The sequence below is a fragment of the Corynebacterium macginleyi genome (genome assembly GCF_003688935.1).
Classification (GTDB): Bacteria; Actinomycetota; Actinomycetes; order Mycobacteriales; family Mycobacteriaceae; genus Corynebacterium; species Corynebacterium macginleyi.
Genome location: NZ_REGE01000011.1, coordinates 1 through 25,005, shown reverse-complemented (window position 1 = coordinate 25,005; position 25,005 = coordinate 1). Strand labels below are relative to the sequence as shown.

Genomic DNA, 25,005 nt, shown 5'->3' with positions numbered 1-25,005 from the left:
TGTGCAACAATAGAACCCGTAGTAAACGAAGTGTATTCAGGAGGTTACTGCCGTGGCAGTAGAAACCAAGAGGATCTCCAAGGTTCTCATAGCGAACCGAGGTGAGATTGCCGTGCGCGTCATTCGTGCTGCTCGCGATGCCGGGATCTCCTCAGTCGCCGTTTATGCCGAGCCGGACGCGCAGGCACCATTCGTAACGCTGGCCGATGAAGCTTTTGCCCTGGGCGGTTCTACCTCTGCTGATTCCTATCTTGTCTTTGACAAGATTTTGGATGCCGCCGCTAAGTCCGGCGCGGATGCTATCCACCCTGGCTACGGTTTCTTGTCCGAGAATGCTGATTTTGCCCAAGCGGTTATCGATGCCGGACTGACCTGGATTGGCCCGCCTCCCCAATCCATCCGCACTTTGGGGGACAAGGTCACCGCACGCCACATCGCCGAGCGCGCCGAAGCCCCCATGGCACCTGGCACCAAGGACCCGGTAGCCAACGCGGACGAGGTCAAGGCTTTCGCAGAGGAACACGGCTTGCCCGTAGCCATCAAGGCGGCGTTTGGTGGCGGCGGCCGCGGCATGAAGGTGGCGCACACCGTCGAAGAGATTCCGGAGCTTTTTGAATCCGCTACCCGCGAGGCCATTACAGCCTTTGGTCGCGGCGAGTGCTTTGTCGAGCGTTACCTCGATAAGGCTCGCCACGTTGAAGCTCAGGTCTTGGCCGATAAGCACGGCAATGTGGTGGTCGTCGGCACGCGCGATTGTTCCCTGCAGCGCCGCTTCCAAAAGCTCGTAGAGGAAGCGCCTGCGCCTTTCTTGAGCGAGGAGCAGCGCGCCTCCATCCACGAATCCGCGAAGCGCATTTGCCGCGAGGCTAACTACTACGGCGCCGGCACCGTGGAGTATTTGGTCGGCGCCGATGGCTTGATTTCCTTCCTCGAAGTCAATACCCGCCTCCAGGTGGAGCACCCCGTTTCTGAGGAAACGACAGGGCTGGACCTCGTGCGTGAGCAATTCAAGATTGCGCAGGGTGAAAAGCTTTCACTAAGCGAAGACCCCGCACCGCGCGGGCATGCCTTTGAATTCCGCATCAACGGCGAAGACGCTGCGGCCGGTTTCATGCCCGCCCCCGGTACCATCGTCAAGTACTCGGAACCCGCCGGTCCTGGTGTGCGTGTGGATTCGGGCGTGGTCCAGGGCTCCGTCATCGGCGGGCAATTCGACTCCATGCTGGCCAAGCTCATTGTCTGGGGACCGGACCGGGAAACCGCCCTGCGGCGCTCTGCCCGCGCCCTGTCTGAATACCAGGTTGAGGGCCTGCCCACTGTGCTACCCTTTGACAGGGCCATCGTCGCCGATCCCGCCTTTACCGCAGAAAATGGTTCCTTTGATGTCTATACCAAGTGGATCGAAGAGGCCTGGGATAACCAACTGGCCCCACACGATGATTCCACCGATGCGGAAGCCGGAGCGCCCGAGGCCTCCCAGGTTCACACCGTGGAAATCGATGGCCGCCGCATCGAGGTGTCCCTGCCCGCCACCTTTGGCATTACGGGCGCACGCAAGCGTAAAAAGCGCAAGGGTGCCGGTGCCAAGGCCTCGGTGTCCGGCGATGCCGTAACCGCACCGATGCAAGGTACGGTCATCAAGGTGAACGTGGAAGAGGGCCAAGAGGTAAACGAGGGCGATATCGTCGTGGTTCTCGAGGCGATGAAGATGGAAAACCCAGTCAAGGCCCACAAGTCCGGCACCGTAACCGGCCTGGCGGTCAAGGCAGGTGCGTCCACCACCAAGGGCGCGCAGCTGCTGGAAATTAAGTAGTAGTGCCAGCTAACCTGGAAGAATGACTGATTCTTCTCTTGGCGTTCGCTTGGCCAAGGAAGAGGACCGCGACTACCTTGCGGGCCTCTTTCCCTCCTATATCGCGGACTGGTCCCCCATCGTCGATGGCGGCGTCATCGCTGTGCCCCTTGCCGCCAATGAGGACCCGACCGTAGCACCTGTGGGTGCCGCAATCTTGCGCTACTACCCCGCCGCCACCAAGGGCCCAGCCTTCCTTGGGGATCCAGATGCTGATCCGCTTGACGATGCCACCTGGCTCACCCCCTTCGATCCCGAGGACATCCCAGAGCTCATCGTCACCACCGACGGCACCGACGCCACCAGCGACGAGGCTTCCCGCGCCCACGACCTGCTCGTGAACAACGCGACCGATCTTGCGGCCGAGCAAACCGCCCCCGGCATCGCGTCCACCACGCCGCTACCGGGCTTCGAGGAACTTGCCCCAGGTAAGTTCTTCCGGCGCTTTTAATCTAGTACCCATTTCTTGCAGGCCTCTTGCGCCCCTAAGAGAAAATTTTTACAAAAGATTTTTATTCTACACCACAGCTGCTACGGTTGAGTGCTATGAAGATTTTCGCCTAGTTCGACGTACCTTGCACACTCGTTCTTTAAAGGCGGATTCTTCATGCCGATTTCTCTTTCTCGTCTCAGCCTGACCTGGCCAGATGGCACACCCTGCTTTTCTCAGCTTTCCGGAACAATCCCTGACTCGGTTACCGGGATGATTGGCGATAATGGCTCCGGAAAATCAACCCTTGCTAAGGTCCTGTCCCGCCAAATTGCACCATCCTCGGGCACGTTCTCGGCACCAGAGGTCACCTACCTAGACCAAGATCTTGGCCTGCATGACTCTTTAACCATCGCCGACGTTTTTGGCGCAGCGGAAAAGATTGCCGCGTTTTTTGATCACCCAGACTTTGTCATCCTCGATGAGGGTTTCTGAAACGAGCTCAGCTTAACCTCACAGGTCCATATCTAGGTTCTTCTTCCTCCAGGCTGTATTATTTCCAGTAATACAGTCTGTACTGCTCTTAGTAGTACAAAGATAGTGGAGAAAGGTAGCCATGCTCATCACCCTTAACCCCGACGCGGATGTGCCGGTCTTCCAGCAGATCCACGATGAAATCGTACTAGCCATCGCCCGTGGACAACTGGTTGCTGGTGACAAGCTCAATCCCGTGCGCCAGGTCGCCGCGGATATTGGCATCAACCCGGCCACCGTCAAAAGGGCCTATGATCTGCTCGTGACTGATGGCCTCGTCGAAACTGCGGGCCGGTCGGGGTCAATCGTTCGACCCGGCGCGCACACCGCGGCGCAAGAACAGCAGGTACGTCAACGCCTTCACCGCGTGGCGGCGCTTGCCCGCGCCCAGGGCTTTTCCGCCGATGAGCTCCACGGCTATCTCGACTCCACACTGAAGGAGCTATCATGATTCTCACAATTCTCATGGCCGCCACCACGCTGGCCATAACGTGGATGATGACCACGATCCCGGCGCTGGCGGCGCCAGGCGCCCCGCTGGGTGTTCGCGTTCCCCACAGTCACCTTTCTGATCCGGTTGTGGTCGACGCAATTTCCGGTTTCAAAACCCGGACGTGGATTGTGGGCATCGCTGCGACGGTTCTCTCGCTTTTCTACTTAAACCACTCGTGGGTGGCGGCCTTGTCTTCCCTGCTGGTCATTATCGGCAGCACGTGGGCTTACCTCTCCCAACGCCGCTATATCATCGCCGCTAAGAAGGACGGCGGCTGGTTCGACGGTGTAGAAACCGCCGTCAGCGCCCAAGTAGCGGGGCGAGACGCCGACGCTGTGCAGGATATTGATGTACCAACCCCGTCTTTCCCCTGGCTGACCATGCTAGGTTCCTTGTTGGTCATCATCGCCGGTATGCTCATCGTCGCCGCCCATTGGACCGATATTCCCGATCCCGTGCCAGTGCACTGGGATGATTCTTTGGAGCCCGATAGTTGGAGCGACAAGTCCATCGGCAGCGTCTTTTTCATCACGTTCATCACGCTGGGAGTGTGGCTGCTTTTCGCCGGCATCTGCTGGCTTATCCAACGCACCGCGGTTCAGCCACGCTCGGAACGCTCCATCAAGGCGCGGCTGCGGAATCAAGCAAACCTTGCAGCCTCCAACGAAGCGATGGGCACCCTGCTGCTTGTCATGTCTCTTGGGCTGTCGTTTATGCAGATCACCAGCCCGGTACCCGGTTACCAGGACCTGGCTAGGCTCTCCTTTATCACCATGGTGGTGATGTCCATTTGCGGCACCATCGCCATCGTGGCGATGATCCTGCGCGCCCAATCGCAGCTCGAGGAACAGCTGCGCGGGGTGAAATTTCCGGATAGCGACAAAGAATCCCCCGATAATGACGAGCATTATAAGTGGGGGATCCTGTACTACAATCCCGATGACCCAGCGGTGCTGGTGGACAAGCGCTTAGGCGTGGGAGTTTCTTTCAACTACGCCAGGTGGCAGGCAAAGGTCTTCCTCGCCGTCATAGCACTCATCATCATCGGGTCGATTGCGCTTCCGTTAATCCTGATTTAACCAATGCGGTCCAGGATGATCTGGCGCTCCTTATCCAGCGGGGCGTCCGTAATCTTAAAGCCCTGCTGCAAAGTCTCGAGGGAGCGCTCGAAGCGCTCCGGGGTCTCCGTGTGCAGGGTGAAAAGCTTCTGGCCCTTGGTTACCTTCTCCCCCTTGACCGCATGCAATTCGATGCCCGCGGTTGCCTGTACTGGGTCTTCCTTTCGCGCACGACCAGCGCCTAGGCGCCAGGAGCTTACACCGACGGACAGAGCATCGAGTTCAGTCAAGTAACCATCGGATGCCGCAATGACATCGTGGGTATGCGTAGCCACAGGAAGCTTGGCATCTGGGTCGCCGCCCTGCGCCTTGATCATTTGCTTCCACTTGTCCATGGCGCGACCATCCTTGAGTGCCTTTTCCACATCGGCATCATGGACGCCTGCTGCCTCCAGCATCTCACGCGCAAGTACCAGAGTCAGCTCAACAACATCACCAGGTCCGCCACCGGCCAAGACCTCGATGGATTCTTCAACCTCGAGCGCGTTGCCCACCTTTCGACCCAATGGGGTGGACATATCCGTTAGCAGCGCCGTGGTGGCGGTGCCGGCGTCATTGCCCAAGTCCACCATGGTCTGCGCCAACTCGCGTGCCAGCGTCTCATCCTTCATGAAGGCACCGGAGCCTACCTTGACATCAAGGACCAAAGACGAGGTACCTTCGGCGATCTTCTTCGACATGATGGAGGACGCAATCAGCGGAATAGATTCAACAGTGGAGGTGATATCGCGCAGGGCGTAAATCTTCTTATCTGCAGGCGCTAGCCCAGATCCTGCCGCACAGATGATACAGCCCGGATCCTCCAGGATTTCCATCAATCGCTCATTGGAAATATCCGCCTGCCAGCCCGGAATGGCTTCCAGCTTATCCAGAGTGCCACCGGTGTGGCCCAACCCGCGGCCGGAAAGCTGCGGGACCGCCACATCGAAGGCAGCCACAAGGGGTGCGAGCGGCAGTGTGATCTTATCGCCAACACCACCAGTGGAGTGTTTATCTACAGTCTTCTTAGATAGGGACTTAAAGCTCATTGTTTCACCCGAGGCGATCATCGCCTGGGTCCACTGCGAGATTTCCTCCCGGTTCATACCATTTAGGAAGATCGCCATATTGAGCGCGGCCATCTGCTCATCACCTACCACCCCGCGCGTATAGGCATCGATGACCCAGTCGATTTCCTCTGGGCTAAGGACCCCCTTGTCACGCTTGGTACGAATAACATCCACCGCATCGAATTTCTCCGCCATGACTACTCCTCCTGCAATGATGTGGACACCAAAACCTGCACCCACGTAATGTGATTTACTGCATCATATATAGTGGTTGTACACTTCACCACGTCCAATTATCATTTCCTATAGAACAGATGTCAACAAGTATTTTTCTTTTTGTTCTAATGGAGAATTAGAACACTCTCGTTTTAACCGTAGAAAGAAAGCCCATACCGCAATGAATGCCAGCCCGGATCCGCCTCCTTCCGATGCCGAATTGCTCAGCCTCGCCGAAAAGGCAGCCCACCACGCCTGGGCACCCTATTCCTCCTTCCCAGTCGGTGCGGCGTTGCTGCTTGCCGATGGCCGCATTGTCACCGGTTGCAATGTCGAAAACGCCTCCAGCCCGCTGGGGATTTGCGCCGAACGCAATGCCGCCGCGCACATGGTCACCACCTCAGGCGTGACGGCCACCGATGGCCACTTGCCCAGCATTCCGCAGATCAAAGCGGTTGCTATCGTCGGTTTAAAATCCGCGCCTTGTTACCCTTGCGGGGCTTGCCGCCAGGTCCTGCGGGAGTTCAACTGCGAGCGCGTCATCGTTTCCGTCGACGGCAAGCCCCGGAGCCACGACTTTGACAAGATCCTCCCCCATTCCTTTGGTCCAGAGTCACTCTAACTAAAAAGTCCCTTCAAAGAACGGTCAGAAAAAATATGGAACGTCTCCAAGGATTGCTCGGCATCATTGCCATTCTTGCAGTGATCTATGTCCTGTCGAGCTCGCGTAAAAATATCAAGTGGCGCACCATTGGCGTGGGACTTATCCTGCAGGTCGTCTTCTGCTTCTTAGTCCTCGCGTGGGAGCCTGGATTCAAGGCCCTCAAGGGCATCGCCAATGGGCTGACAAAGCTCACGGACTTTACCAACGAGGGCACCCAATTCGTCTTCGGTGGCCTCTTCGGGGACGACTTTATCTTCGCCCTCAATGTGCTCCCCGTGATCATCTTCTTGGGCGCCATCATCGCCGCCCTGTACTACCTTCGGGTTATTCAATACTTCGTGGAATACGTCGGATCCGCCATCAAATGGCTCATGGGCACCTCCAAGGTGGAATCGGTCTGGGCCTCCACCGTGATCTTCCTCGGGCAATCCGAGGCACCGCTGGTAATTAAGCCCTACCTGCCCAAGCTCACCCGATCCGAACTTTATACCTGTATGGTCGGCGGCTTTGCCTCCGTAGCCGGATCCACATTGATCGGCTATTCGCTCTTGGGTGCACCCCTGGAGTACCTGCTCGCCGCATCGCTCATGAATGCGCCGGGATCCCTGCTCGTCGCCAAGGGCCTCATGCCGGAAACAGAAGAGACGAACCTCGACGCCACCGTTAAAGACGTCCGCGATAACGAATCCAAGAACATCATCGACGCCATCAGTAGCGGTGCCATGGCTGGCGGAAAGATCGCCATCGCGGTTGCCTGCTTGCTTATCGCCTTCATCGCCACGATCGTGATGCTTTCTACCATCCTTGGCGGTATCGGCTCCCTCTTCGGTCAAGATAACTGGTCGCTCGAAGGACTCTTTGGCATTATCTTCGCCCCTGCGGCCTGGCTTATTGGTACGCCGTGGAACGAGGCCCTCGAGGTGGGTAACTTCATCGGCCAAAAGACCATCCTGAACGAGTTCGTTGGCTACACCGCATTCGGTGAAAGCATCGATGAACTTAGCGATAAAGCCATCTTGATCTCCTCGTTTGCCCTCGCTGGCTTCGCCAACCTTTCTTCCATCGGCATCCAGATTGGTTCCATCGGTGGCCTGATTCCTGAGCGCCGTGGGGAAGTAGCCAAGCTTGGCCCACGCGCACTCTTCGGTGGCTTCCTGACCAATATGCTCAATGCCGCCATCGTCGGTGTCATCGTTGCGCCAATGGTTCTCTAACCAGCGCACTGCTCTTCAAGCATCAAAATCCCCTCCTGGCTGGATATTCATCCATCCGGGAGGGGATTTACGCGTACGCGTTAGATGGCGCCGCTATTTGATGACAACGAGAAGATCCCCGCCTTCTACTTTGGTGGCCTGGCCAATGGCCACGCGGTCGACCACACCATCCTTGGTGGCAGAAATGGAAGCTTCCATCTTCATGGCCTCAATGACCGCGACTTGGTCGCCGGCCTTGACCTCATCGCCTGGCTCTGCCGTGGGGTTTACCACTCCGGCAAACGGAGCCGCCACATGGCCGTCATTGGACGGGTCCGCCTTCTCTACCGTGGCTACGCTGGATTCTGCGTTTTCATCGCGCACCTTCATCGGGCGGATTTGGCCGTTGACGTTGAGCACAACATTGCGCATACCCTTCTCATCCGGCTCACCCACAGCATCGAGGCGCACCACCATCTGTTTTAGGTTGGAGCGATCGGTGGAGTCTTCAGGGAAGAAGTGCACCACTTTTTCTTCGCCTTCGGTCAGCCCGTAGAAAAAGACCGTATCTGTCAACGCCTCGGTATTGCCATACTTACGGCGGAACTCATTGAATTCCTCAAACTGCTTGGGGAAAAGCAAGCGATTCAAGCTGGCGCGACGCTCATCTGAGTTATCCGACTCCAAATGCGGCTGTTCCTCTGCCGGGACATCGTTAATCTGTGCACCGGTTTCGGCACGGCCATCGAGGACTTTATCGCGCAGCTCTGGCCAGCCACCCGGAGGCGTCCCCAGCTGGCCGCGCAGGAATTGGTCCACCGAATCCGGGATATCGTACTTCTTCGGGTTAGCTGCGAAGTCTTCCGGAGAAACGCCGGTGCCCACGAGGTGGAGCGCCAAGTCACCCACCACCTTGGAGGACGGGGTGACCTTGGTGGGGCGGCCCAACATCTCGTTGACGGCGGCGTAGTTATCTTCGATGACTTCGAAACGATCCGCCAGGCCCAATGCCACAGCCTGTGCGCGCAGGTTAGACAGCTGACCACCCGGAATCTCGTGCTTGTACACGCGGCCGGTCGGGCCCGGAATGCCATTTTCAAACGGGGCATACAGCTGGCGCACGGCCTCCCAGTACGGCTCCAAGTCCGAGACCGCTTGCAGGTCGATTCCGGTATCGCGCTTGGAATTAGAAAAGGCAGCGATGAGCGCGGAAAGCGAAGGCTGCGAAGTAGTCCCGGCGAGCGGTGCCGAGGCACCGTCGACAATATCGGCACCGGCGCGCGCCGCCGCGAAGTAGGTAGCAATCTGGCCGCCCGCGGTATCGTGCGTGTGCACGTGGACCGGCAGGTCGAATTCCTTGCGTAGCGCGGTGACTAGGACGTGTGCGGCTTCTGGGCGCAACAGTCCCGCCATGTCCTTGACAGCCAGGATGTGCGCGCCGGATTCTACAATCTGCTCGGCCAGCTTCAAGTAGTAGTCCAAGGTGTAGAGGTCTTCCTTCGGCGAAGAAAGGTCACCGGAATAGGCCATGGCTACCTCGGCCACGGTGGTGTTCGTTTCGAGCACGGCATCGATGGCAGGGCGCATCTGGGAGACATCATTCAGTGCATCGAAAATGCGGAAGACATCCACACCGGACTTTGTAGCTTCCTGCACAAACGAGCGGCAGACCGAATCTGGGTACGGGGTATAGCCCACGGTATTGCGCCCGCGCAGGAGCATCTGAATATTCTGGTTCGGCATAGCCTTGCGCAGCAGGTCCAGGCGCACCCAAGGGTCCTCGTGAAGGAAGCGCATGGCCACGTCGTAGGTAGCACCGCCCCATGCCTCGACAGAAAAGAGTTCGGGAGTCAGGCGCGCCACGGCCTCTGCCGCGGAAACCAAGGCAGTGCTGCGTACACGGGTAGCAAGCAGGGACTGGTGGGCATCGCGGAACGTGGTATCCGTAACCATCAAAGGTTCCTGGGCGCGAATCTTCTCCGCGTATTTTTGTGGACCCAGCTCCAAGAGGTCATCGCGGGCACCGCGCGGGAGCGGCTCCTCCGCTTTAAACTTCGGCAGCTTGTCAAAGGGGCGCAGCGCGGTAGGCCTGTCACCATTGGGTTTATTCACGGTGACATCCGCGATGTAGTCCAAGATACGACCGAACTCATCCACCGCTGGTGGCGCCTTGAGCAGATCCGGGTGGTCAGCAATAAATCCGGTATCGACGCGGGTATTAACGAAGTCGGACTCATTGAGCAAGGCACGCAGAAAGCCGATATTGGTGGCCACGCCGGATACATGGAACTCGTTCAGCGCGCGGCGGGCGCGTTGGACTGCCTGCTCGAAAGTGGTACCACGACAGGTCATCTTGACCAACAGAGAGTCGAAGTTGGGCGATACTTCAGCACCCACTGAGGTCGCACCATCCAAGCGCACACCAGCACCACCCGGCGAACGGTACGCGGTCAACGTACCCGTATCTGGACGGAAGCCGTTATTCGGATCTTCCGTAGTAATACGACACTGGAGGGCGGAGCCGGTAATCGCGATATCTTCTTGTGCCAGGTTGATGTCTTCCAAAGAAGCACCTGCGGCGATATTCATCTGCGCCTTGACGATATCCACACCGGTAATCTCCTCAGTTACGGTGTGCTCCACCTGCACGCGGGGGTTCATCTCAATGAAGACGTGGTTGCCGCGCTCATCCACCAGGAACTCCACCGTGCCGGCACCCTCATAGTTGATGTGTTCACAGAAATTTACGGCATCCTGGCAAATGCGGTCGCGCAGCTCCGGATCCAACGACGGCGCGGGAGCAATTTCTACGACCTTCTGGTGGCGGCGCTGCACGGAGCAGTCACGCTCAAAGAGGTGGATGACATTACCCTGCGAATCCGCGAGCACTTGCACCTCAATATGTTGCGGATTAATCACCGCGGTCTCAAGGTAAACGCTACCATCGCCAAAGGCTGCTTCAGCCTCGCGCGAGGCTTCTGCAGCCCGTTCGCGCAGTTCAGACTCCGATTCCACGTAGCGCATACCACGCCCGCCACCGCCGGATACTGCCTTGACAAACACCGGGAAGTTAAAGTCAGCAGCATCCGCTACCAGCTTATCGATGTCCGTGGTCGACTCCGAGTCCTGCAACGTCGGCAGCCCCGCTTCCTTCGCGGCGTTAACCGCAGCGGATTTATCGCCGGTGAGTTCCAACGTCGCCGGAGTAGGTCCAATGAACTTGATGCCATTGTCCTCGCAGGCACGGGCCAAGTCGGCGCGCTCGGATAAGAAACCGTAGCCCGGATAAATCGCATCTGCTTCAGACTGCTTAGCAGCACGGATGATTTCCTCGATATCAAGGTACGCCTTAACGGGCTGTCCCTCATCACCAATACGCACTGCTTCATCCGCAAACGCGCGATGAAAGGAGTTGCGATCTTCACGAGGATAGACAGCGACGGTCTTAGCCCCCGTTTCGAAGGCAGCACGGAAGGCACGCACAGCGATTTCGCCACGGTTGGCTACCAAAATCTTGTCGAACGATGGAAGGGCGGAATTGGCCACTTGGGTGTTCCTTTCAACTTGGAAGACGCCGCGTTGCAACGTCCCCACTGGGGTGATCCGTCTCTCATTTTAGAGATAAGAATTGTTTTTATCATCCTTTTCAAAGCGGGATTTTCTACACTCACCTGCGACTTAGATCTCGACTGGTGAATTTCTGCCAGTCAACCAGTAATAACAGGGCCCACAATTCTGCAAAGTCTGCAATTTTTTGCTCGGCATTTTTTCGCAGCCGGAGCCGTGATCGCAACTGCTACATGCGCATCCTCCTATGCAATAACTCAGGCGCAAATGCAGCATCTGAAGGCGTGGATTGCTCAGTTATCCCGTGGGAGGATGCACAAATGCTCCCCACGCGAGGGTGGGGAGCATCTACGGTCCACTACACGGTCCGCTGCGGAACAAACCACGAGTCGAATCACAAGACGAACCGTGCGGGAAGCTGCGCGTTTAGAAGGACTTCGGCGGAACAGAGCGCTGTTCTTCACCGACGTAAGCGGACAATGGACGAATCAACGAATTGTTTTCATTTTGTTCCACAATGTGCGCAGTCCAGCCGGTAATGCTGGCCATGACGAAGATCGGGGTGAAGAACTCAATATCGAAACCAAGGATGTTGGGATTGCCCCTGGGAACGCAGTTCATCGGCAATATGGCGATAAAGATGCGTCTGGCAATCAAGGCTGTACACGGACATTACTTTACTAGTAGGGCAACACGCGCAAACAACCCCGGCTGAGAAAATCAACTCCGGCTAATCCACCCGCGAGGTTAACAAGCTAATTAGGAACACCCCCTTTTTGAAGCAGTGCGCGATTTTTTCTATGAGGCACATAGCTACATTCACACACTCGATATGCTCGCAGAAGAACTCGCCGGCCAATGGGGAGATTGGGGCCTGCGATGCGGCCGGATCGTCTCGCCGCATACGCAAGGAATTCGCGGTAAGCCTAGGCTGCGATATGGCCCAGGCGGAGCGGATCGCATATGCTAACGCCCTTAATTTGGTCATTTCCACCTCCACCTCGATGGGCCCAGGCTGTACGGCCTGGGCCCATCGAGTGCTGTCTACAGCGCGCCCTGCTAGAGGTGAATAGGCCGATTAAATCGGACTCAACCGCACTGCGGGGCATACCTACTCCACGTTCTAGGAACGAGGTTTACTCCAGGTCATCGCGGGCCACCAAGCGGCGGGCGGCCTCAGTAATGGTGCCAGACAGCGAAGGGTAAACTGCGAACGAATCGGCCAGTTGGTTTACCGTAAGTTGGTTGGTCACCGCCATGGCAATGGGCAGGATGAGCTCGGAGGCGGTCGGCGCGACGATGACGCCACCAATCACGCGGCCGGACGTAGCGCGGCAAAATAGCTTGACAAAACCGTGCTGCAGCGAGCGCATCTTCGCGCGCGGGTTCGTATTGAGCGGCATTGTAATCGCGCGGGCGGCGACTTCACCGGCCTCAATTTCGGCCTGCGTAAAGCCGACCGCGGCGATCTCAGGGCGGGTAAATACCGCGTTTGCCACGGTCTTTAGGCGCAAAGGCGAAACACCTTCACCGAGCGCATGGTACATCGCGACCCGGCCCTGCATCGCGGCCACGGAGGCAAGCGGGAAGAGATCGGAGCAGTCACCTGCAGCGTAGATGCCGGCAATATTGGTCCGAGAAACGCGGTCCACCTGGATGTGCCCTGACTTCGCGGTTTCCACGCCTACATTCTCTAATTTCAGATCCTTGGTGTTTGGAATGGAACCGATGGACATAATGACATGGGAACCATGAATCTCGCGGCCATCTTGCGTGGTGACCTGCACGTTGCCGTCCTCGGTGCGGTTAACGGTTTCCACGCGGCAGTTCTTTTCAAGCTCGACACCGCGCTCGCTCAGCACGGTTTCTAGGACGTCGGCAGCATCAGCGTCATCATGCGGCAAAATACGATCGCGCGAGGCCACCATCGTAACCTTGACGCCTAGCTCGGCGAAGGCTGATACGAACTCAGCACCGGTGACACCGGAGCCAACCACAATCAGGTGCTCCGGCAACTCGGTAAGGTCATAAACCTGCTGCCAGGTCAGGATGCGCTCTCCGTCCGGCTGGGCACCGGGCAAGATGCGGGGGGTAGCACCGGTTGCCACCAATACGAGATCCGCATCGAGGGTTTCCTCGTGCCCATCCTCGTTGAAAACTGCAGTGACCTTGTGCCCACCGAAGGCATCGGCCTGCTGATCCTCCGGAAAGTACGCCCGCCCATCGATAACACGAGCGCCCAGGGACTCCATCGTATTGCTGATATCAGCGGATTGCTTAGCCGCCAGATCTTGCACGCGCTGGTTCAGTGCATTGATGGACAGCTGCGCCTTACCGATGCCCTCATTCAGCTCCATGTCATCCGCACGGCGCAAATCCGTTTTAATATTGGCACCGGCAATAAAGGACTTGGAGGGAACACAGTCCAAGAGCACGCTATTGCCGCCCATGCCTTGGTCTTCGATGATGGTGATTTCCGCGCCATATTTGGCGCCAGCCAGCGCTGCCTCATAGCCCGCCGGGCCACCGCCAATGATGACAATTCGCTTGGTCTGGTTCAACACGCAATTGCTCCTTTATAAGCTCCACTTTTAAAGTCGCCTACGAGTCTAACCCGTACCTAAACCCTGCAGGTTAGTCCGCCTGCGCATTCTTCCCCATGAATTGCTCGACCACGGCCCCAAAAAGCTTAATGCCCACACCAATCGCCCGCTCATCCACGATGAGGTCACCCATGTGCAGATCGTGCTGTTCTCCTTCCCCGGACCAGCAACCAAGGCGCGCCATGGAACCGGGCACCTTCTCCAAGTACCAGGAAAAATCCTCACCTCCGGAAGACTGCGGGGCCTGCACCACGGCTTGCGGGTCAATGGATTGTGCGGCCGAAGCGAGCAAGGCGGTAGCCACGTCATCATTAAGCACGGGCGGCACGCCGCGGTTATAGGTCAGTTCGTGTTCTACCCCCACCGGCGCCAAGATCTGATCCACCAGTTCCGCGAAAAGTTCCTGCATCTGGCGCCAGATAACGATATCGGCGGTACGCATCGTGCCAGTCAGCGTCCCGGTTTCTGGGATCGCATTGGGGGCGTAACCGGAATTGACCTGGCCAAAGACCAAGACGGTGCCGGTGCGCGGATCGATGCGGCGAGATAGCAGCGCCGGCAGCTCGGTAATAACCTTACCCAGCGCATAGACCACGTCCGCGGATAGGTGCGGGCGCGAGGTATGCCCACCCGGACCCTTGATCTTTAGCTCCACCACGTCCGTTGCCGAGGTAATGGCCCCGGCGCGGATTCCGATGCGCCCCACGCGCAGCTTCGGCTCGGCGTGGATGGCGAAGATGGAATGCACGCCTTCCAGCGCGCCCCAAGAAATAACGTCGGTGGCACCACCGACCCACACTTCCTCCGCCGGCTGGAAAATGACGCGAATGCCCAGTTCCAGTTTTTTCACCCGCTGGAAATCCGCCAACGCGCAGGCAAGTCCGAGTGCGATGGTGGTGTGCACGTCGTGGCCACACGCATGCATGGTGCCCGGTTTCTGAGAGGTAAACTCTAGCCCGGTCACCTCCATGATGGGCAAGGCATCGATATCGGCGCGGAAGGCCAACCGGCCAAGCTCCGTGTCAGGGCCGATGTCCAGCATGAGGCCGGTATGTGGGAAGCGCTGCGGCTCGAGCCCGTAATCCGCAAGAATATTCGCGATAAAGTTGGTGGTGTTGACCTCTTGGTTCGCCGTTTCCGGATTGCGGTGGATATGGCGCCGCCACGCGATGACCTCCGCACGGTGAGCATCAAACCACTCGTTAATAAACTCCGAGATCACGCGCACGCCTCCCTGTTCCTGAACTATCTCTTTGGAGGCAGTCTACAACTAGACCATGCGGTTCAGTAAGTCAGGGTGTTTAGCCCCGCGCGTTACTAAAGCGCCGCTGGTTGATATAGTCCTGCGGGAAGGGCGCGACATCTTCTACACCGAGCACGGCGGAATCCGCCAAATGGCCCTCCACCACGTCCCCACCGGCCGGCAACAAGACCGCCGGCGGAATTTCTAAAGCCAGCGCCAGCTTGTACACCGTGGATAATTGTGGGTCTGCCATGGTGTGTATGCCATTTTCATTACGCTCCAGATTGGAAATCTGACTGCGCGATACCCCCGAAATATCTGCGAGCACTTGCTGGGATATCCCCCGCCGCTCACGCACGCGACGCAATTGTTGCGAAAATCCGTAGCCGTAGCTCGACCACATTAATTGAATAAAACTCACGATTTTTCCCCCTTTGTGAAAGCTACTTTTGGGCTTTCAGAGAGAAATCCTAGCTTAAAAATCGATATTGCGCGGGCCGTAGAGGCGATCGCCGGCATCGCCCAGCCCCGGCACGATATAGGCATCCCCATTAAGCTCAGGATCGATGGCGGCGGTTACGAGGCGCACAGTAAGGCCCGATTTCTCCAGCGCGTCCACGCCATGCTGGGCCGCAACCATGCAGATGGCGGTGATATCGGTAGCACCGCGGGCAGCCAATAAGCGCAAGGCGTGCAGCAAGGACCCGCCGGTGGCCAACATGGGATCAACGACAAAGACAGTGCGCCCGGTGAGGTCCTGCGGCAGCGCCTCCAGGTACGGCACGGGTTCGTGGGTTTCTTCATCGCGCGCCATTCCAATGAAGCCGACCTGGGCATCAGGAATCATCGACAAGGCAGGGTCCACCATGCCGAGCCCAGCGCGAATAATAGGAACGATAATAGGTGGATCCTGCAGGCGGGCGCCCTGGGCGGTGGCAACCGGCGTCTCGCAATCGAAGTTTTCTACCGCCAAATCGCGAGAGGCTTCATATACAAGCATGGCTCCCAAGTCCTTGAGCGCGGCGCGAAAAGCGGAGTTATCGCTGCGCATATCGCGCATCAGGGTCAAGCGGGAAGCGGCAAGCGGGTGGTCTACGACGTGGATATCCATGCCCTCTACTTTAAACTTTTGGGAACCACTTGGACCATTAACCAGTCCAATAGGGCATGAAAACATTCCAGATAGATACCGCACACGCCCGCCTTTTAGCCCTTGACCTGCACTCAAAAGCACAAGGAAACAACCCGCCCCACCCGGCATTGCCTGAAGATTGGGCCTTTATTGCTTTCAATGAGGCCGTCCATGCCGCCCTCGACAATATTGGAGCACGGATGACCATGCTGCGCCGCGATATGGGCCACATCGCGCAGTCTTCTTTTCTAATGTCTCGGGAGGCCGAAGACTCCGATGCGGCGTTGGACCAGTCCCTCAGGGCGGCGATATAAGTGCTTGTTACCGCCCTCGAAAATATAGCCGCGCTGCAGCCCTCGCCGCTGCCCGATGTCGAGCTGCCCCGCATTCCAGATCTCTCCGCCGCGCAGCCGCTGGCGGATATCGCGCATGGCGATGCCACCCAACTTATTGCTGCCGCGAATCTCCTTACCCGTGATAATGAGACCATCTCCGCCGTACTTGACCAAGCACGCAGGCTTATCACGGCGGCTGCCGAAGATCTCTTCAGCATTGGCACGCAGCTTATCTGCGCCGCTGCCCCGGCCACGGTGGGATTATTATCTCTCGATCCTGCCGCCCGTGCTGCCGCGCTCGCATTTCTCCGCACCGTGATAGACGAACATAATGGCCGGGCGATGGCCCGGGTCAACCGCCTTAAAGATGAGCTCACCAACACCGCCGCGACCCTTTTACCCATCTCCTTGCGGCCGGTGGAATCCGCCGTTGGCCTGCCTCAACAGGTCGCGGCCACCGCGGGATCGCCCACGGGTGTGGCTCCTGCACCAGAACCGGCCCCTGCTCCCTCATCGCAACCGGCGGCGGGTGCAGAAGCTGCTGGGGACGTCGGACGTGCGGCTGTTGCAGCGGCGAAAAGCCAGTTGGGCCAGCCTTATGCCTGGGGCGGGACCGGCAATGGCGGCTTCGACTGCTCAGGGCTTACCCAATGGGCCTATTCCCAGGCGGGGGTGGATATACCGCGTACAGCAGACCAGCAGGCGATCGGCAAACAAGTCAGTGCTGATCAGCTCCAGCCCGGTGATCTGGTCGTCTGGGATGGCCATGTGGCGATGTATTCTGGAGACGGCGAGATTGTGGAGGCCGGCGACCCGGTGCAGACCAATCCGCTGCGGACGAATAATATGGGCATGCAATTTAAAGGTTTTTGGCGGCCTACCGCTTAACAAGCGCCCGGCCATTCCGCACGATAGCCGGGGCGTTGGGTAGAATAAAACGCCATGATTAACCGTGCGATTGTGCCTATTAAGCTCTCCTTGACTGAGGGCGATTTTTATACCCTCTGGGCGCCCAAGTGGCGCGAAAAAGGCTCCGAATGGCAGGCCTTTTTGGGCGACGATGACTCCGTCTTGGTCTTTGACTCCCCCGCTGAGCTGCTGTGCTACCTGGAATCTGATGCCAAGCATGACCTGCTGGATCACCCGCAGTGGGAGCAATTTGCCGCCCGTCCAGCGCACCGCGTTACCCCGGCAAAACGTGATGAATACGACCTCATCGGCATGCCGGAGGTCCTCGCCGGCCGCCCCAACCACGCTAATGTCTCAACCGTGGCGCGCGACCTCGAGGTGGCATCTGCGCTTGCCGGTGTCGCTGCTGCGGAACAGACCACCATCTTCTTCGCCACCCACTCCATCTTGCGCAACGTTAACCGCGGCGCCGATCACTACTCCGGCGAGCAAGGCATGAGTGAGTGGAGCGGTGTCGGACGGGTCATCCTGGCCAATTGGAAGAAGGTCATCGCGGATCTGGATGAGCACATCCGCGTGGTTCCTAGCGATGACTTCGACGCCGCCGCGGTCTCGGATGCTAAAACCCGCATTTCCGAGGCGGCGAGTGCCGCCGAGGCTGCCGCCAAAGAAGCCGAAGAAAAGCGCAAGGCCGCAGCGGAAGCCGCCGACCCCTATGACGAGTCACCTTGGGCCGCCGCCGGTATCGACCCGATCAAGATAACCGCGCAGTCCAAGTCCGTCTACACGCTGCGTACCTACGTGAACGGTAATCCCATCTTCTTGGGTAAGTGGGGCGAAATCTTTACCTTCGATTCCTCCAAGACGCTAGTGCGATGGCTGATCGATAATGATGACCACGACTTGGCACGCGTATCCACCTGGGAAGACGTCGTCACCGCAGCTAATGCTGGTGAACTGGAGGTTCAAGTCCACCCGGATAACCAATATTCCTTCAACGGCCTTGTACGCGATATTGAAAAGGGACCAGAGGCGGTCGATACCGACCAAATATCGCGCTGCTACGAGGTCTGCGCCGATGCTGCGGACTGGGCTGGGGACGATTCCATTAACTCCTACATGTTGGCCAATCCACGCCTGCAGGACTACCTCGGCTACATGCTCGGTTCCACCGAACACGCTGGCTACGTGCCGTCCAAGCCGTATAGCGAGCACGCAGAATCCTGGAAGGGCCTTGAGAACATGCTGATTAAGCGTTTTTCCCGGTTCTAAAAGTTTTTAGAACTACTGGCTCTAGCGAGCGCCAGCCGCGACCTTTCGCCCCAGTCCAGCCGCTCCGCAGTAAAGGGCGTGGTTTCCACCCCGTCATCCTGCAGTGCGGTGGCGAAGGCCACGTGCGGCGACAAAGGCCCCGGACTCATCTTGAAAAGGGGGTCGATGTCTCACGGCGCCCCATGTGGGCGGCATGACCCACCCGGTCCGCCGAGCAGGTGAGCGCGTCGCCTGCGGCGAGAGCCTGCAGCGTCCGCCTTAAAAGTCGCGCAGAATGCGCTGTGCCAGAGGCTCAGAGGACGCAGGGTTCTGGCCAGTGTAGAGGTTACGATCAACCTCTACGTAAGGCTGCATAGGATCGGTCTGCTTGAAATCAGCGCCGAGTTCGCGCAGGCGGGTCTCAACAACCCACTTAGCAGCGGCGATGGTCTCCTCGCCCTCTTCGGCGTTGGTAAAGCCGGTCATGGCGTAGCCCTTAAGCGGCCAGTTGTCATTGTCCAGCGCAAGCAAGGCAGCCGGTGCGTGGCATACCAGGGACAGAGCGCGGCCGGATTCGATGCGCTTCTGCAAAAGCTGGGCGGAGTCTTGGTCATAAGCCAGGTCCTCCATCGGGCCATGGCCGCCGGGATAAAAGACGAGGTCGTAGTCAGCTTCCTTAACATCGGCCAGGTTCAGTGGGGCTTCCAGATCTGGACCGATTTCAGCTAGGTAGTTCTCTTGCTCGGCGCGCTCGTCCTCAGACAATACCTCGAGGCTGTATTCGTCTACTACGGGGGCCTTAGCGTTCGGCGTGGCAAACTCAATTTTCCAACCAGCGTTCTTAAACACCCGGTGCGGAGCTATGAGCTCCTCGGCCCAGTATCCAGTGGGACGGGTACTGCCATCAGCTAGCGTCCACTTATCCGCGGCGGTAACAACGAATAGTGCGGAAGGCATGTCTTCTCCTTTATGTTGATTAACTATCTATTACTCTGCGGAAGCGTTATCATTCAGGTTCATTGAGAACCCAGAACCCTCCAGTGAATCCTCGGTATCGGGGCCGGCAAGTTCTGGATCGGATAAGTCCTCGTAGGCCGGAAGAATAACGGTCTCAAGGATACGCTGCCGTGTTTCTTCGGTGTCGAAAATATTCTCAATCGCTTTAACGGTGAGATCGAAAAACTCCTCCAAGCCATACCCAAAGGTCTCACTTAAGGCGAGAAACTGCCTGCTCAACGTGGAATCTCCGGAAGAAACGCAACAGGTAAAGCCAAGCTGCTGCAAGAGCGGAAGCGGATGATCCGTGAGTTCCTCAACCTCGTCCAACGGCGAAAATACCAGTGGGATATGTCGGTCGCGTATCCATCCGGAGGCCTTGCCCGGACGAATTCCCTCGACATCGGCGGCGAAATCATCAATCATATTCACTGGTCGAAGCAAGCGGTTTACTCCGGCCTGCGCCGCACTTTCGATGGCGGTGAAATCCTCGCCCACCGGGATCTGGGTAGGCAGGTAATTCGTGCGGAACTTTGCTGCCGCTGTAGCGTGGCCCTCCGGTAGGGCGTAGCCCGCAATGTCCGCGGAGTCTCCGACATGAGCCGATACCTCTGTGGCCTCGATGACAAACCGTACTTGGAGATCGCCGAAGCGTTCTGCGGCTACCTCGCGCACGACTGCTGATGTATCGAAAGAATAAGCCGCGGGGTTGAGCTGCAACTCGGCGTAGACCACATGGTCATCAGCAAGCTGGGCACACTGCTCGCGAATGTCTGCGATCAATTCCTCCGCGGTGCTAGCCTGCGAACGAATCGGTTCCCAGAGAGATACCTTGGGCAATTGTTCCACCAGGCTCTCGGCAGAATCCTTATTTTCGGGGCTAATTAACGGTACATCATGCATGCGCACCATCGTAGGCACCTGTCCTTGGATACGCTATGCCAGCGGCCTACTTACGCGGCCTCCTTTTGACCACTTCTGCGTTTGCGAGCTCGTCGTGGGAACCACGCCGGCGGTTTTCCTCGTTAATCGTGGTCGTCAGCACCACCACCGCCACCATGCCTACCAAGTGCCCAATTCCAGGGATTATATTGATCAGGCGCCACCACTGGCGTTTTGCGGACTGGCTGAGGCTGAGCTTTTCCTTCGTGTCCACGTCCCGCACGGTGTAGCCTGCAAGAATCTTTGCTGGACTAGCCCCCATCCACACCTCGCTGCCCAAAACTTAGACCACCATCGTAATGCAGGCAACTACATAGGACAAGGTTCCCGAATTCACAAGCTCGTCGACGCCCCCACCACATGCGCTACTGATACCACCGGCTAAGAGTAAATCCACGATGCCTAAGCCAATGCGCGTATCCTGCGTTGGCCGTTCCTGCTCCTGGTTCGGCACGACAAAACCCGCTGCCTGCCCCAGACCCTGTGGGCGCGCTGCCAGTGACCACTGCCCCACCGAGCTCAGCGTGCCGAGCTCGCCCCACGTCGGGCGAAGGCCAGTGCGTAAAGCTTGATCGTATTCGGTCCTCTTAATCGCCGACCCCAAGATACTAGCTGCTATGCGCAACTGTACGCGCCGTGGCTCATCGGGGTTATATCCTTGCTGCCCAAGTTTAATGTCTTTTGCTTCCAATAAAACAGAAAGCTCATCCTCGCCACCACTGCGGTCAAGGTCCCACTTTTCGTAGAGGTCTGGGGCGATATCATCGGCGTTCATAATGTCTATATTAAAGGTATAACGCGCGCGACGTCTTCGCCCAAAGGGAAGATTTTATTTGCGGCGGAAAAGCTTCACCACGCCCACGGCCACAGCACCCAGCGCGGTGCCCACACCGAAGACCACACCCGCCGGTGCACCCTCACGCACCTCATTGCGCACCCGGATAACCGCGGGTTCTGGAACCGGCGGGCGGGCGTACTTCAGGGATTCCGCGGTCGTCGCGGTCCAAGCCGAAATATACAGCACTACACGCCACACCAGATACATGAGAATCATCAAAACGATAACCGGACCAAAGACCGCACCAGCCGGGCTGCCGGTGGCAGAGGACATAATCACGGTGGATAGCTGCTTAATGACCTCGAACGCGACCGCACCCATGGCGGCACCGATAAAGCCAGACTTTTTAGGTACCTTGGTCCGCGGCAAGATCATAATCAGCCACCACATGACGATGAAGTTGGCGATAAGCCCCAGCAACAGGCCACTGAAGAAGAAGACGTAGCCCATGCCCGGGAAGGAATCTATCCCTAAGAGTTCAAAGACCTTCTGCGTGAGTCCAGAGGAACCAGCAGCGGTCACACCGAAGGCCACGACGAAAGCAATGATCAGGCCGATCAGGCCCAAGAGATCAGAAAACTTCTTTTTCAGAAAAGAGCCGCCGTCGTTGGCGTCGATACCCCACATGGCAGAAATGCCAATGCGCAGGTGATTCATCCACCCCAATCCAGACCACAGGGTGGTTAAACCACCAATACCAAACATCGCCCCGCGCTGTTCGATGGCCTTATCCAAAATCTCATTGACTGATTCACTGAGATTCCCATCAATAGAGTCCGTGATGTAGGACTGCAGATCATTGAGCAAATCCTCACGGTTCGCAAGGACCGCGGCGATGGTGGCTACCAGCAGCATTGCCAACGGGAAGATGGACAGAACCGAGTAATAGGTGATGCCGGCGGAGAATTGGTTACCACCCTCCGCGGCATAGCGCTCCTGCATGCGCATGAGATGATCGACAATAGGCGACTTGCGCCGGACTTTATCGATCGCTCCCGGATCATCGGCGTTAGCACGCTCGATGCCGTAGTGGTCTGTCTTTTTAGAGGAGGATTTCGTGGTGGTGGACACGTGCTTCCCTTCTTGCTCGCACAGCGTTTATCCCCGTATAGCGTAGCTGGGGAACACCCACTTGTCCCTCGGCGGGGTGGGTTAAGGGGTACCTGCTATCTGCGTGAGCGCGGAAAGAAGCCGACTTTTTCATAGACGGCATCCACAAGCGGCTGCGCTACTTCCTGTGCGGTGCGCGCACCGCGCTCTAGGATGCGCTCCAGCTCACCGCGATCCGCCATGAGCTCGTCATAGCGCTGTTTGAGGGGCGTGGTGAAGGCCTCCAGCGCGTCCGCGGTATCCACCTTCAGGTGACCGTAGCCCTTACCGGCGTATTTTTCCACCAAGGAGTCGATGGATTCTCCGGTCAGTGCGGACTGGATGACCAGCAAGTTCGATACCCCCGGCTGGTTTTCCCGGTCGAAAGCAACTGCGCCGAGATCATCGGTCACAGCGGACTTGATGCGCTTGGCAGAGGTCTTTGGGGCATCGAGCAGGTTGACCAATCCCTTAGGATTGGGACCGGACTTAGACATCTTAGACGTAGGGTCCTGCAGGTCATAAATTTTTGCCGCGCCCTCCGGAATAAACGGTTCGGGCACGCGAAAGGTCTCACCGTATTTATTATTAAAGCGCTCGGCTAAAGTGCGGGTGAGCTCCAGGTGCTGGCGTTGATCCTCACCCACCGGCACGTAATCCGGCGAGTACAGCAGGATATCTGCAGCCATCAGGATGGGGTAGGTGAAAAGGCCCACCGAGGTGCGATCGGCACCACGTTTGGCGGATTTATCCTTGAACTGCGTCATGCGGGAGGCCTCACCAAAGCCGGTCAGGCACTGAAATACCCAGGTCAGCTCCGCATGGGCAGGCACGTGGGACTGAACGAAGAGGGTAGATTTATCCGGGTCGATCCCCAATGCGATGAGCTGGGCGGCACCTGCCACGGTGCGATTGCGCAGTTCCTCCGGATTTTGCTCCACGGTAATCGCGTGCAGATCCGGGATGAAGTAGAAAGCATCGCAGCCTTCCTGCAAATTTATCCACTGCTTGAGTGCTCCCAGGTAGTTTCCCAAATGATAAGAATCAGCGGTGGGCTGAATGCCGGAAAGGACGCGGGATGCAGAATTAGATGCAGTGGAATCAGTCATGTCAGCTAATGGTACTCTGTCATTTTTGGTTGTTGATTGGCCGGCCCACGATGCCGCGCGGTCACCGCACGCGCTTGCGCCGCAAGTTGCCCATACCCCATGGCATCGAGCAGGCGTGGGGCCGCGACCGCAAGCAGTTCACTAACGTTGATCGTCAGACCGCGTCCTTAGACCTTGCGGGAGGTGGGGCTGACAATGTCCATGAAAATGGCAAAACCGGACACCATGAAGGCACCGCCGACCCCCATGAGAACGATGGGGCCAAGGAAAGCGAAGGACGGTCCGACAACAGTCCACCACCACATGCTCAGGCCGAGGATTATAGCGCCAAGGACCAAGGGAATAATTGCGCGAGCCATGAACTTTCTCCGTTACAGATTTCGAAATTTTTAACGTGCCTATACTAGCACTACTATTTGAGCTTTGGGTCCGCTGCCTGCCCACGTACTCCTTGTTGAAGACCCATTCCTGCTGCACATCCACTTCCCCTGCCCCTGGCGAGTACGTGCCACTAGGGAGGTTCCTCCCCCTGTGGACTGGCGGCCGCGCAATACGGTTACTCATTAAATGTGCGTTCAATTTGCGAAACTTTCATGCCAAACCGGATAAAAACGCGCGCGGACCAGGTTTTAGCCGCCTGATTGGTTCAGCTAAGTAACCTCGTGCGCTATTACACGTCTAACGCCTTCGACTGTTTCTCCTTATCTTCGACCCAGTGCACGGTTCGCTTTGTACGTGCAATGGGCTCGACCCCCGAAAAGTGGACACATCGGGGGCTAGCTATGCTGCTGTGGTCCATGTAGCTGAAGTCTCGGCTTCAAAGACATCAGGGGCTACAAGGTTGCACCAGGAGTGCCGCCGGCGCGTGTTATAAGCGCATGCACCACCGGAAGACTTCCTGCCGGCAGGTCATCGGATCGTCAAAGATCTTCCTATCACGCAGCACTTCCCGCTTGAGCGTGGCGTTAAACGATTCTGCCAAGGCATTATCAGCACTCGTTCCTACCGCTGTCATAGACTGGCGCACACCCAACGACGAGCAATAGCTCCTAAACGCTTGTGAGGTGTACACACTGCCGTGATCGGAATGGAAAATAGCCCCGTCAAGACTGCCACGCACACCGTGTGCGTGGGCTAGGGCATCGATGACCAGTGAGACCCGCATGTGGTCTGCGAGTGCATAACCTGCAAGTTTCCGCGAATACGTGTCAATGACTGTGGCCAAATACATGTTCTTGCCTCCCTTACAGGGCAGGTAGGTGATGTCGCCGACATACACACGATTTGGCTCATTAGCTGTGAACTTGCGGCCTACGGTCAAGTCCCGTGTAGTGGTGTAGCCGTTTGTGCTTTCGGCTCGGTATTCAGTTCTGTGTTTGAGGTCAGGCGGTTAGCTGGTTGTGGTCACCATTGGCGTCTCCTGTGCGGTGCATGAGGTGTCT

24 protein-coding genes and 2 pseudogenes are annotated in these 25,005 nt (G+C 57.6%); 11 read left to right on the top strand and 15 right to left on the bottom strand.

What is annotated here, in order from left to right; genetic code table 11:
- Nucleotides 1–52 precede the first annotated feature (52 nt).
- From D9V82_RS08110 to D9V82_RS08090, 5 genes are all read left to right on the top strand, one after another.
- Nucleotides 53–1,813, top strand: coding sequence for an acetyl/propionyl/methylcrotonyl-CoA carboxylase subunit alpha (locus D9V82_RS08110; RefSeq protein ID WP_121911901.1), 1,761 nt, complete (start codon nucleotides 53–55; stop codon nucleotides 1,811–1,813).
- Nucleotides 1,814–1,835: 22 nt separating this feature from the next.
- Nucleotides 1,836–2,303, top strand: a complete 468-nt coding sequence (locus D9V82_RS08105) for a hypothetical protein (RefSeq protein WP_121911900.1) — start codon at nucleotides 1,836–1,838, stop codon at nucleotides 2,301–2,303.
- Nucleotides 2,304–2,459: 156 nt separating this feature from the next.
- Nucleotides 2,460–2,777 carry an ATP-binding cassette domain-containing protein gene (locus D9V82_RS08100; protein ID WP_234458013.1) on the top strand — a complete coding sequence of 106 codons (318 nt, stop codon included), beginning with the start codon at nucleotides 2,460–2,462 and terminating at the stop codon, nucleotides 2,775–2,777.
- A gap of 121 nt (nucleotides 2,778–2,898) precedes the next feature.
- The gene (locus tag D9V82_RS08095) at nucleotides 2,899–3,267 is read left to right on the top strand and encodes a GntR family transcriptional regulator (protein ID WP_121911899.1); all 369 of its coding nucleotides are present in this window, start codon (nucleotides 2,899–2,901) and stop codon (nucleotides 3,265–3,267) included.
- Nucleotides 3,264–4,388 (top strand): DUF1648 domain-containing protein, encoded by a 1,125-nt coding sequence (locus tag D9V82_RS08090; RefSeq protein ID WP_121911898.1) that lies wholly within the window; start codon nucleotides 3,264–3,266, stop codon nucleotides 4,386–4,388. The genes D9V82_RS08095 and D9V82_RS08090 overlap by 4 nt, the downstream gene beginning before the upstream one ends.
- Here D9V82_RS08090 and D9V82_RS08085 read toward each other — a convergent pair.
- Entirely contained in the window at nucleotides 4,385–5,671 is a 1,287-nt protein-coding gene (locus D9V82_RS08085) for a thymidine phosphorylase (protein WP_121911897.1), read from the bottom strand. The two genes, D9V82_RS08090 and D9V82_RS08085, sit on opposite strands and share 4 nt — an antisense overlap.
- A 202-nt stretch (nucleotides 5,672–5,873) precedes the next feature.
- Between D9V82_RS08085 and D9V82_RS08080 the strand changes: the two genes are divergently transcribed.
- Complete coding sequence (locus D9V82_RS08080) at nucleotides 5,874–6,314, top strand: cytidine deaminase (RefSeq protein ID WP_121911896.1); 441 nt, start codon at nucleotides 5,874–5,876, stop codon at nucleotides 6,312–6,314.
- A 35-nt stretch (nucleotides 6,315–6,349) separates the two neighbouring features.
- Complete coding sequence (locus tag D9V82_RS08075; RefSeq protein ID WP_121911895.1) at nucleotides 6,350–7,570, top strand: NupC/NupG family nucleoside CNT transporter; 1,221 nt, start codon at nucleotides 6,350–6,352, stop codon at nucleotides 7,568–7,570.
- Nucleotides 7,571–7,663: 93 nt separating this feature from the next.
- On the opposite strand, the gene D9V82_RS08070 is transcribed toward D9V82_RS08075, so the two are convergent.
- Both D9V82_RS08070 and D9V82_RS08065 read right to left on the bottom strand, forming a co-directional pair.
- Nucleotides 7,664–11,095, bottom strand: a complete 3,432-nt coding sequence (locus tag D9V82_RS08070) for a pyruvate carboxylase (protein ID WP_121911894.1) — start codon at nucleotides 11,093–11,095, stop codon at nucleotides 7,664–7,666.
- Between the two features lie 447 nt (nucleotides 11,096–11,542).
- Nucleotides 11,543–11,710 (bottom strand): annotated as a pseudogene (locus D9V82_RS08065) (citrate/2-methylcitrate synthase); the annotation flags it as partial.
- A 206-nt stretch (nucleotides 11,711–11,916) separates the two neighbouring features.
- Here D9V82_RS08065 and D9V82_RS12995 point away from each other — a divergent pair.
- The gene (locus tag D9V82_RS12995; RefSeq protein ID WP_310886192.1) at nucleotides 11,917–12,189 is read left to right on the top strand and encodes a short-chain fatty acyl-CoA regulator family protein; all 273 of its coding nucleotides are present in this window, start codon (nucleotides 11,917–11,919) and stop codon (nucleotides 12,187–12,189) included.
- Between the two features lie 63 nt (nucleotides 12,190–12,252).
- Here the strand turns inward: D9V82_RS12995 and D9V82_RS08055 are convergent, their stop codons facing one another.
- The 4 genes from D9V82_RS08055 to upp form a co-directional block, all read right to left on the bottom strand.
- A complete protein-coding gene (locus D9V82_RS08055) occupies nucleotides 12,253–13,680 on the bottom strand; it encodes an NAD(P)H-quinone dehydrogenase (protein WP_121911893.1) in 1,428 nt (475 codons plus the stop codon).
- A gap of 70 nt (nucleotides 13,681–13,750) precedes the next feature.
- Complete coding sequence (locus tag D9V82_RS08050) at nucleotides 13,751–14,941, bottom strand: M20 family metallopeptidase (RefSeq protein ID WP_121911955.1); 1,191 nt, start codon at nucleotides 14,939–14,941, stop codon at nucleotides 13,751–13,753.
- A gap of 79 nt (nucleotides 14,942–15,020) precedes the next feature.
- Nucleotides 15,021–15,383, bottom strand: coding sequence for a helix-turn-helix domain-containing protein (locus tag D9V82_RS08045; protein ID WP_121911892.1), 363 nt, complete (start codon nucleotides 15,381–15,383; stop codon nucleotides 15,021–15,023).
- A 54-nt stretch (nucleotides 15,384–15,437) separates the two neighbouring features.
- Nucleotides 15,438–16,073, bottom strand: coding sequence for a uracil phosphoribosyltransferase (gene upp / locus D9V82_RS08040; RefSeq protein WP_121911891.1), 636 nt, complete (start codon nucleotides 16,071–16,073; stop codon nucleotides 15,438–15,440).
- A gap of 56 nt (nucleotides 16,074–16,129) precedes the next feature.
- Between upp and D9V82_RS08035 the strand changes: the two genes are divergently transcribed.
- The 3 genes from D9V82_RS08035 to D9V82_RS08025 are packed head-to-tail and all read left to right on the top strand — an operon-like array spanning nucleotide 16,130 to nucleotide 18,610.
- Nucleotides 16,130–16,408, top strand: a complete 279-nt coding sequence (locus tag D9V82_RS08035) for a chemotaxis protein (protein ID WP_121911890.1) — start codon at nucleotides 16,130–16,132, stop codon at nucleotides 16,406–16,408.
- The gene (locus D9V82_RS08030; RefSeq protein WP_121911889.1) at nucleotides 16,409–17,317 is read left to right on the top strand and encodes a C40 family peptidase; all 909 of its coding nucleotides are present in this window, start codon (nucleotides 16,409–16,411) and stop codon (nucleotides 17,315–17,317) included.
- A 54-nt stretch (nucleotides 17,318–17,371) separates the two neighbouring features.
- Nucleotides 17,372–18,610 carry a hypothetical protein gene (locus D9V82_RS08025; protein ID WP_121911888.1) on the top strand — a complete coding sequence of 413 codons (1,239 nt, stop codon included), beginning with the start codon at nucleotides 17,372–17,374 and terminating at the stop codon, nucleotides 18,608–18,610.
- Nucleotides 18,611–18,868: 258 nt separating this feature from the next.
- On the opposite strand, the gene D9V82_RS08020 is transcribed toward D9V82_RS08025, so the two are convergent.
- From D9V82_RS08020 to D9V82_RS07990, 8 genes and pseudogenes are all read right to left on the bottom strand, one after another.
- Nucleotides 18,869–19,546: a type 1 glutamine amidotransferase domain-containing protein gene (locus D9V82_RS08020; RefSeq protein WP_121911887.1), complete on the bottom strand. Its 678-nt coding sequence runs from the start codon at nucleotides 19,544–19,546 to the stop codon at nucleotides 18,869–18,871.
- A gap of 30 nt (nucleotides 19,547–19,576) precedes the next feature.
- Nucleotides 19,577–20,488 (bottom strand): amidohydrolase family protein, encoded by a 912-nt coding sequence (locus D9V82_RS08015; RefSeq protein WP_234458135.1) that lies wholly within the window; start codon nucleotides 20,486–20,488, stop codon nucleotides 19,577–19,579.
- A 46-nt stretch (nucleotides 20,489–20,534) separates the two neighbouring features.
- Nucleotides 20,535–20,795 carry an RDD family protein gene (locus tag D9V82_RS12665; RefSeq protein WP_338079642.1) on the bottom strand — a complete coding sequence of 87 codons (261 nt, stop codon included), beginning with the start codon at nucleotides 20,793–20,795 and terminating at the stop codon, nucleotides 20,535–20,537.
- Nucleotides 20,796–20,810: 15 nt separating this feature from the next.
- The gene (locus D9V82_RS12660) at nucleotides 20,811–21,302 is read right to left on the bottom strand and encodes a hypothetical protein (RefSeq protein ID WP_239088603.1); all 492 of its coding nucleotides are present in this window, start codon (nucleotides 21,300–21,302) and stop codon (nucleotides 20,811–20,813) included.
- A 54-nt stretch (nucleotides 21,303–21,356) separates the two neighbouring features.
- Nucleotides 21,357–22,436: a YhjD/YihY/BrkB family envelope integrity protein gene (locus D9V82_RS08005; protein ID WP_121911885.1), complete on the bottom strand. Its 1,080-nt coding sequence runs from the start codon at nucleotides 22,434–22,436 to the stop codon at nucleotides 21,357–21,359.
- 95 nt (nucleotides 22,437–22,531) lie between these two features.
- Complete coding sequence (gene trpS, locus D9V82_RS08000; RefSeq protein WP_121911884.1) at nucleotides 22,532–23,563, bottom strand: tryptophan--tRNA ligase; 1,032 nt, start codon at nucleotides 23,561–23,563, stop codon at nucleotides 22,532–22,534.
- 167 nt (nucleotides 23,564–23,730) lie between these two features.
- Nucleotides 23,731–23,922, bottom strand: a complete 192-nt coding sequence (locus tag D9V82_RS07995; protein WP_121911883.1) for a hypothetical protein — start codon at nucleotides 23,920–23,922, stop codon at nucleotides 23,731–23,733.
- A gap of 421 nt (nucleotides 23,923–24,343) precedes the next feature.
- Nucleotides 24,344–24,923 (bottom strand): annotated as a pseudogene (locus D9V82_RS07990) (IS3 family transposase); the annotation flags it as partial.
- Between the last annotated feature and the right edge of the window lie 82 nt (nucleotides 24,924–25,005).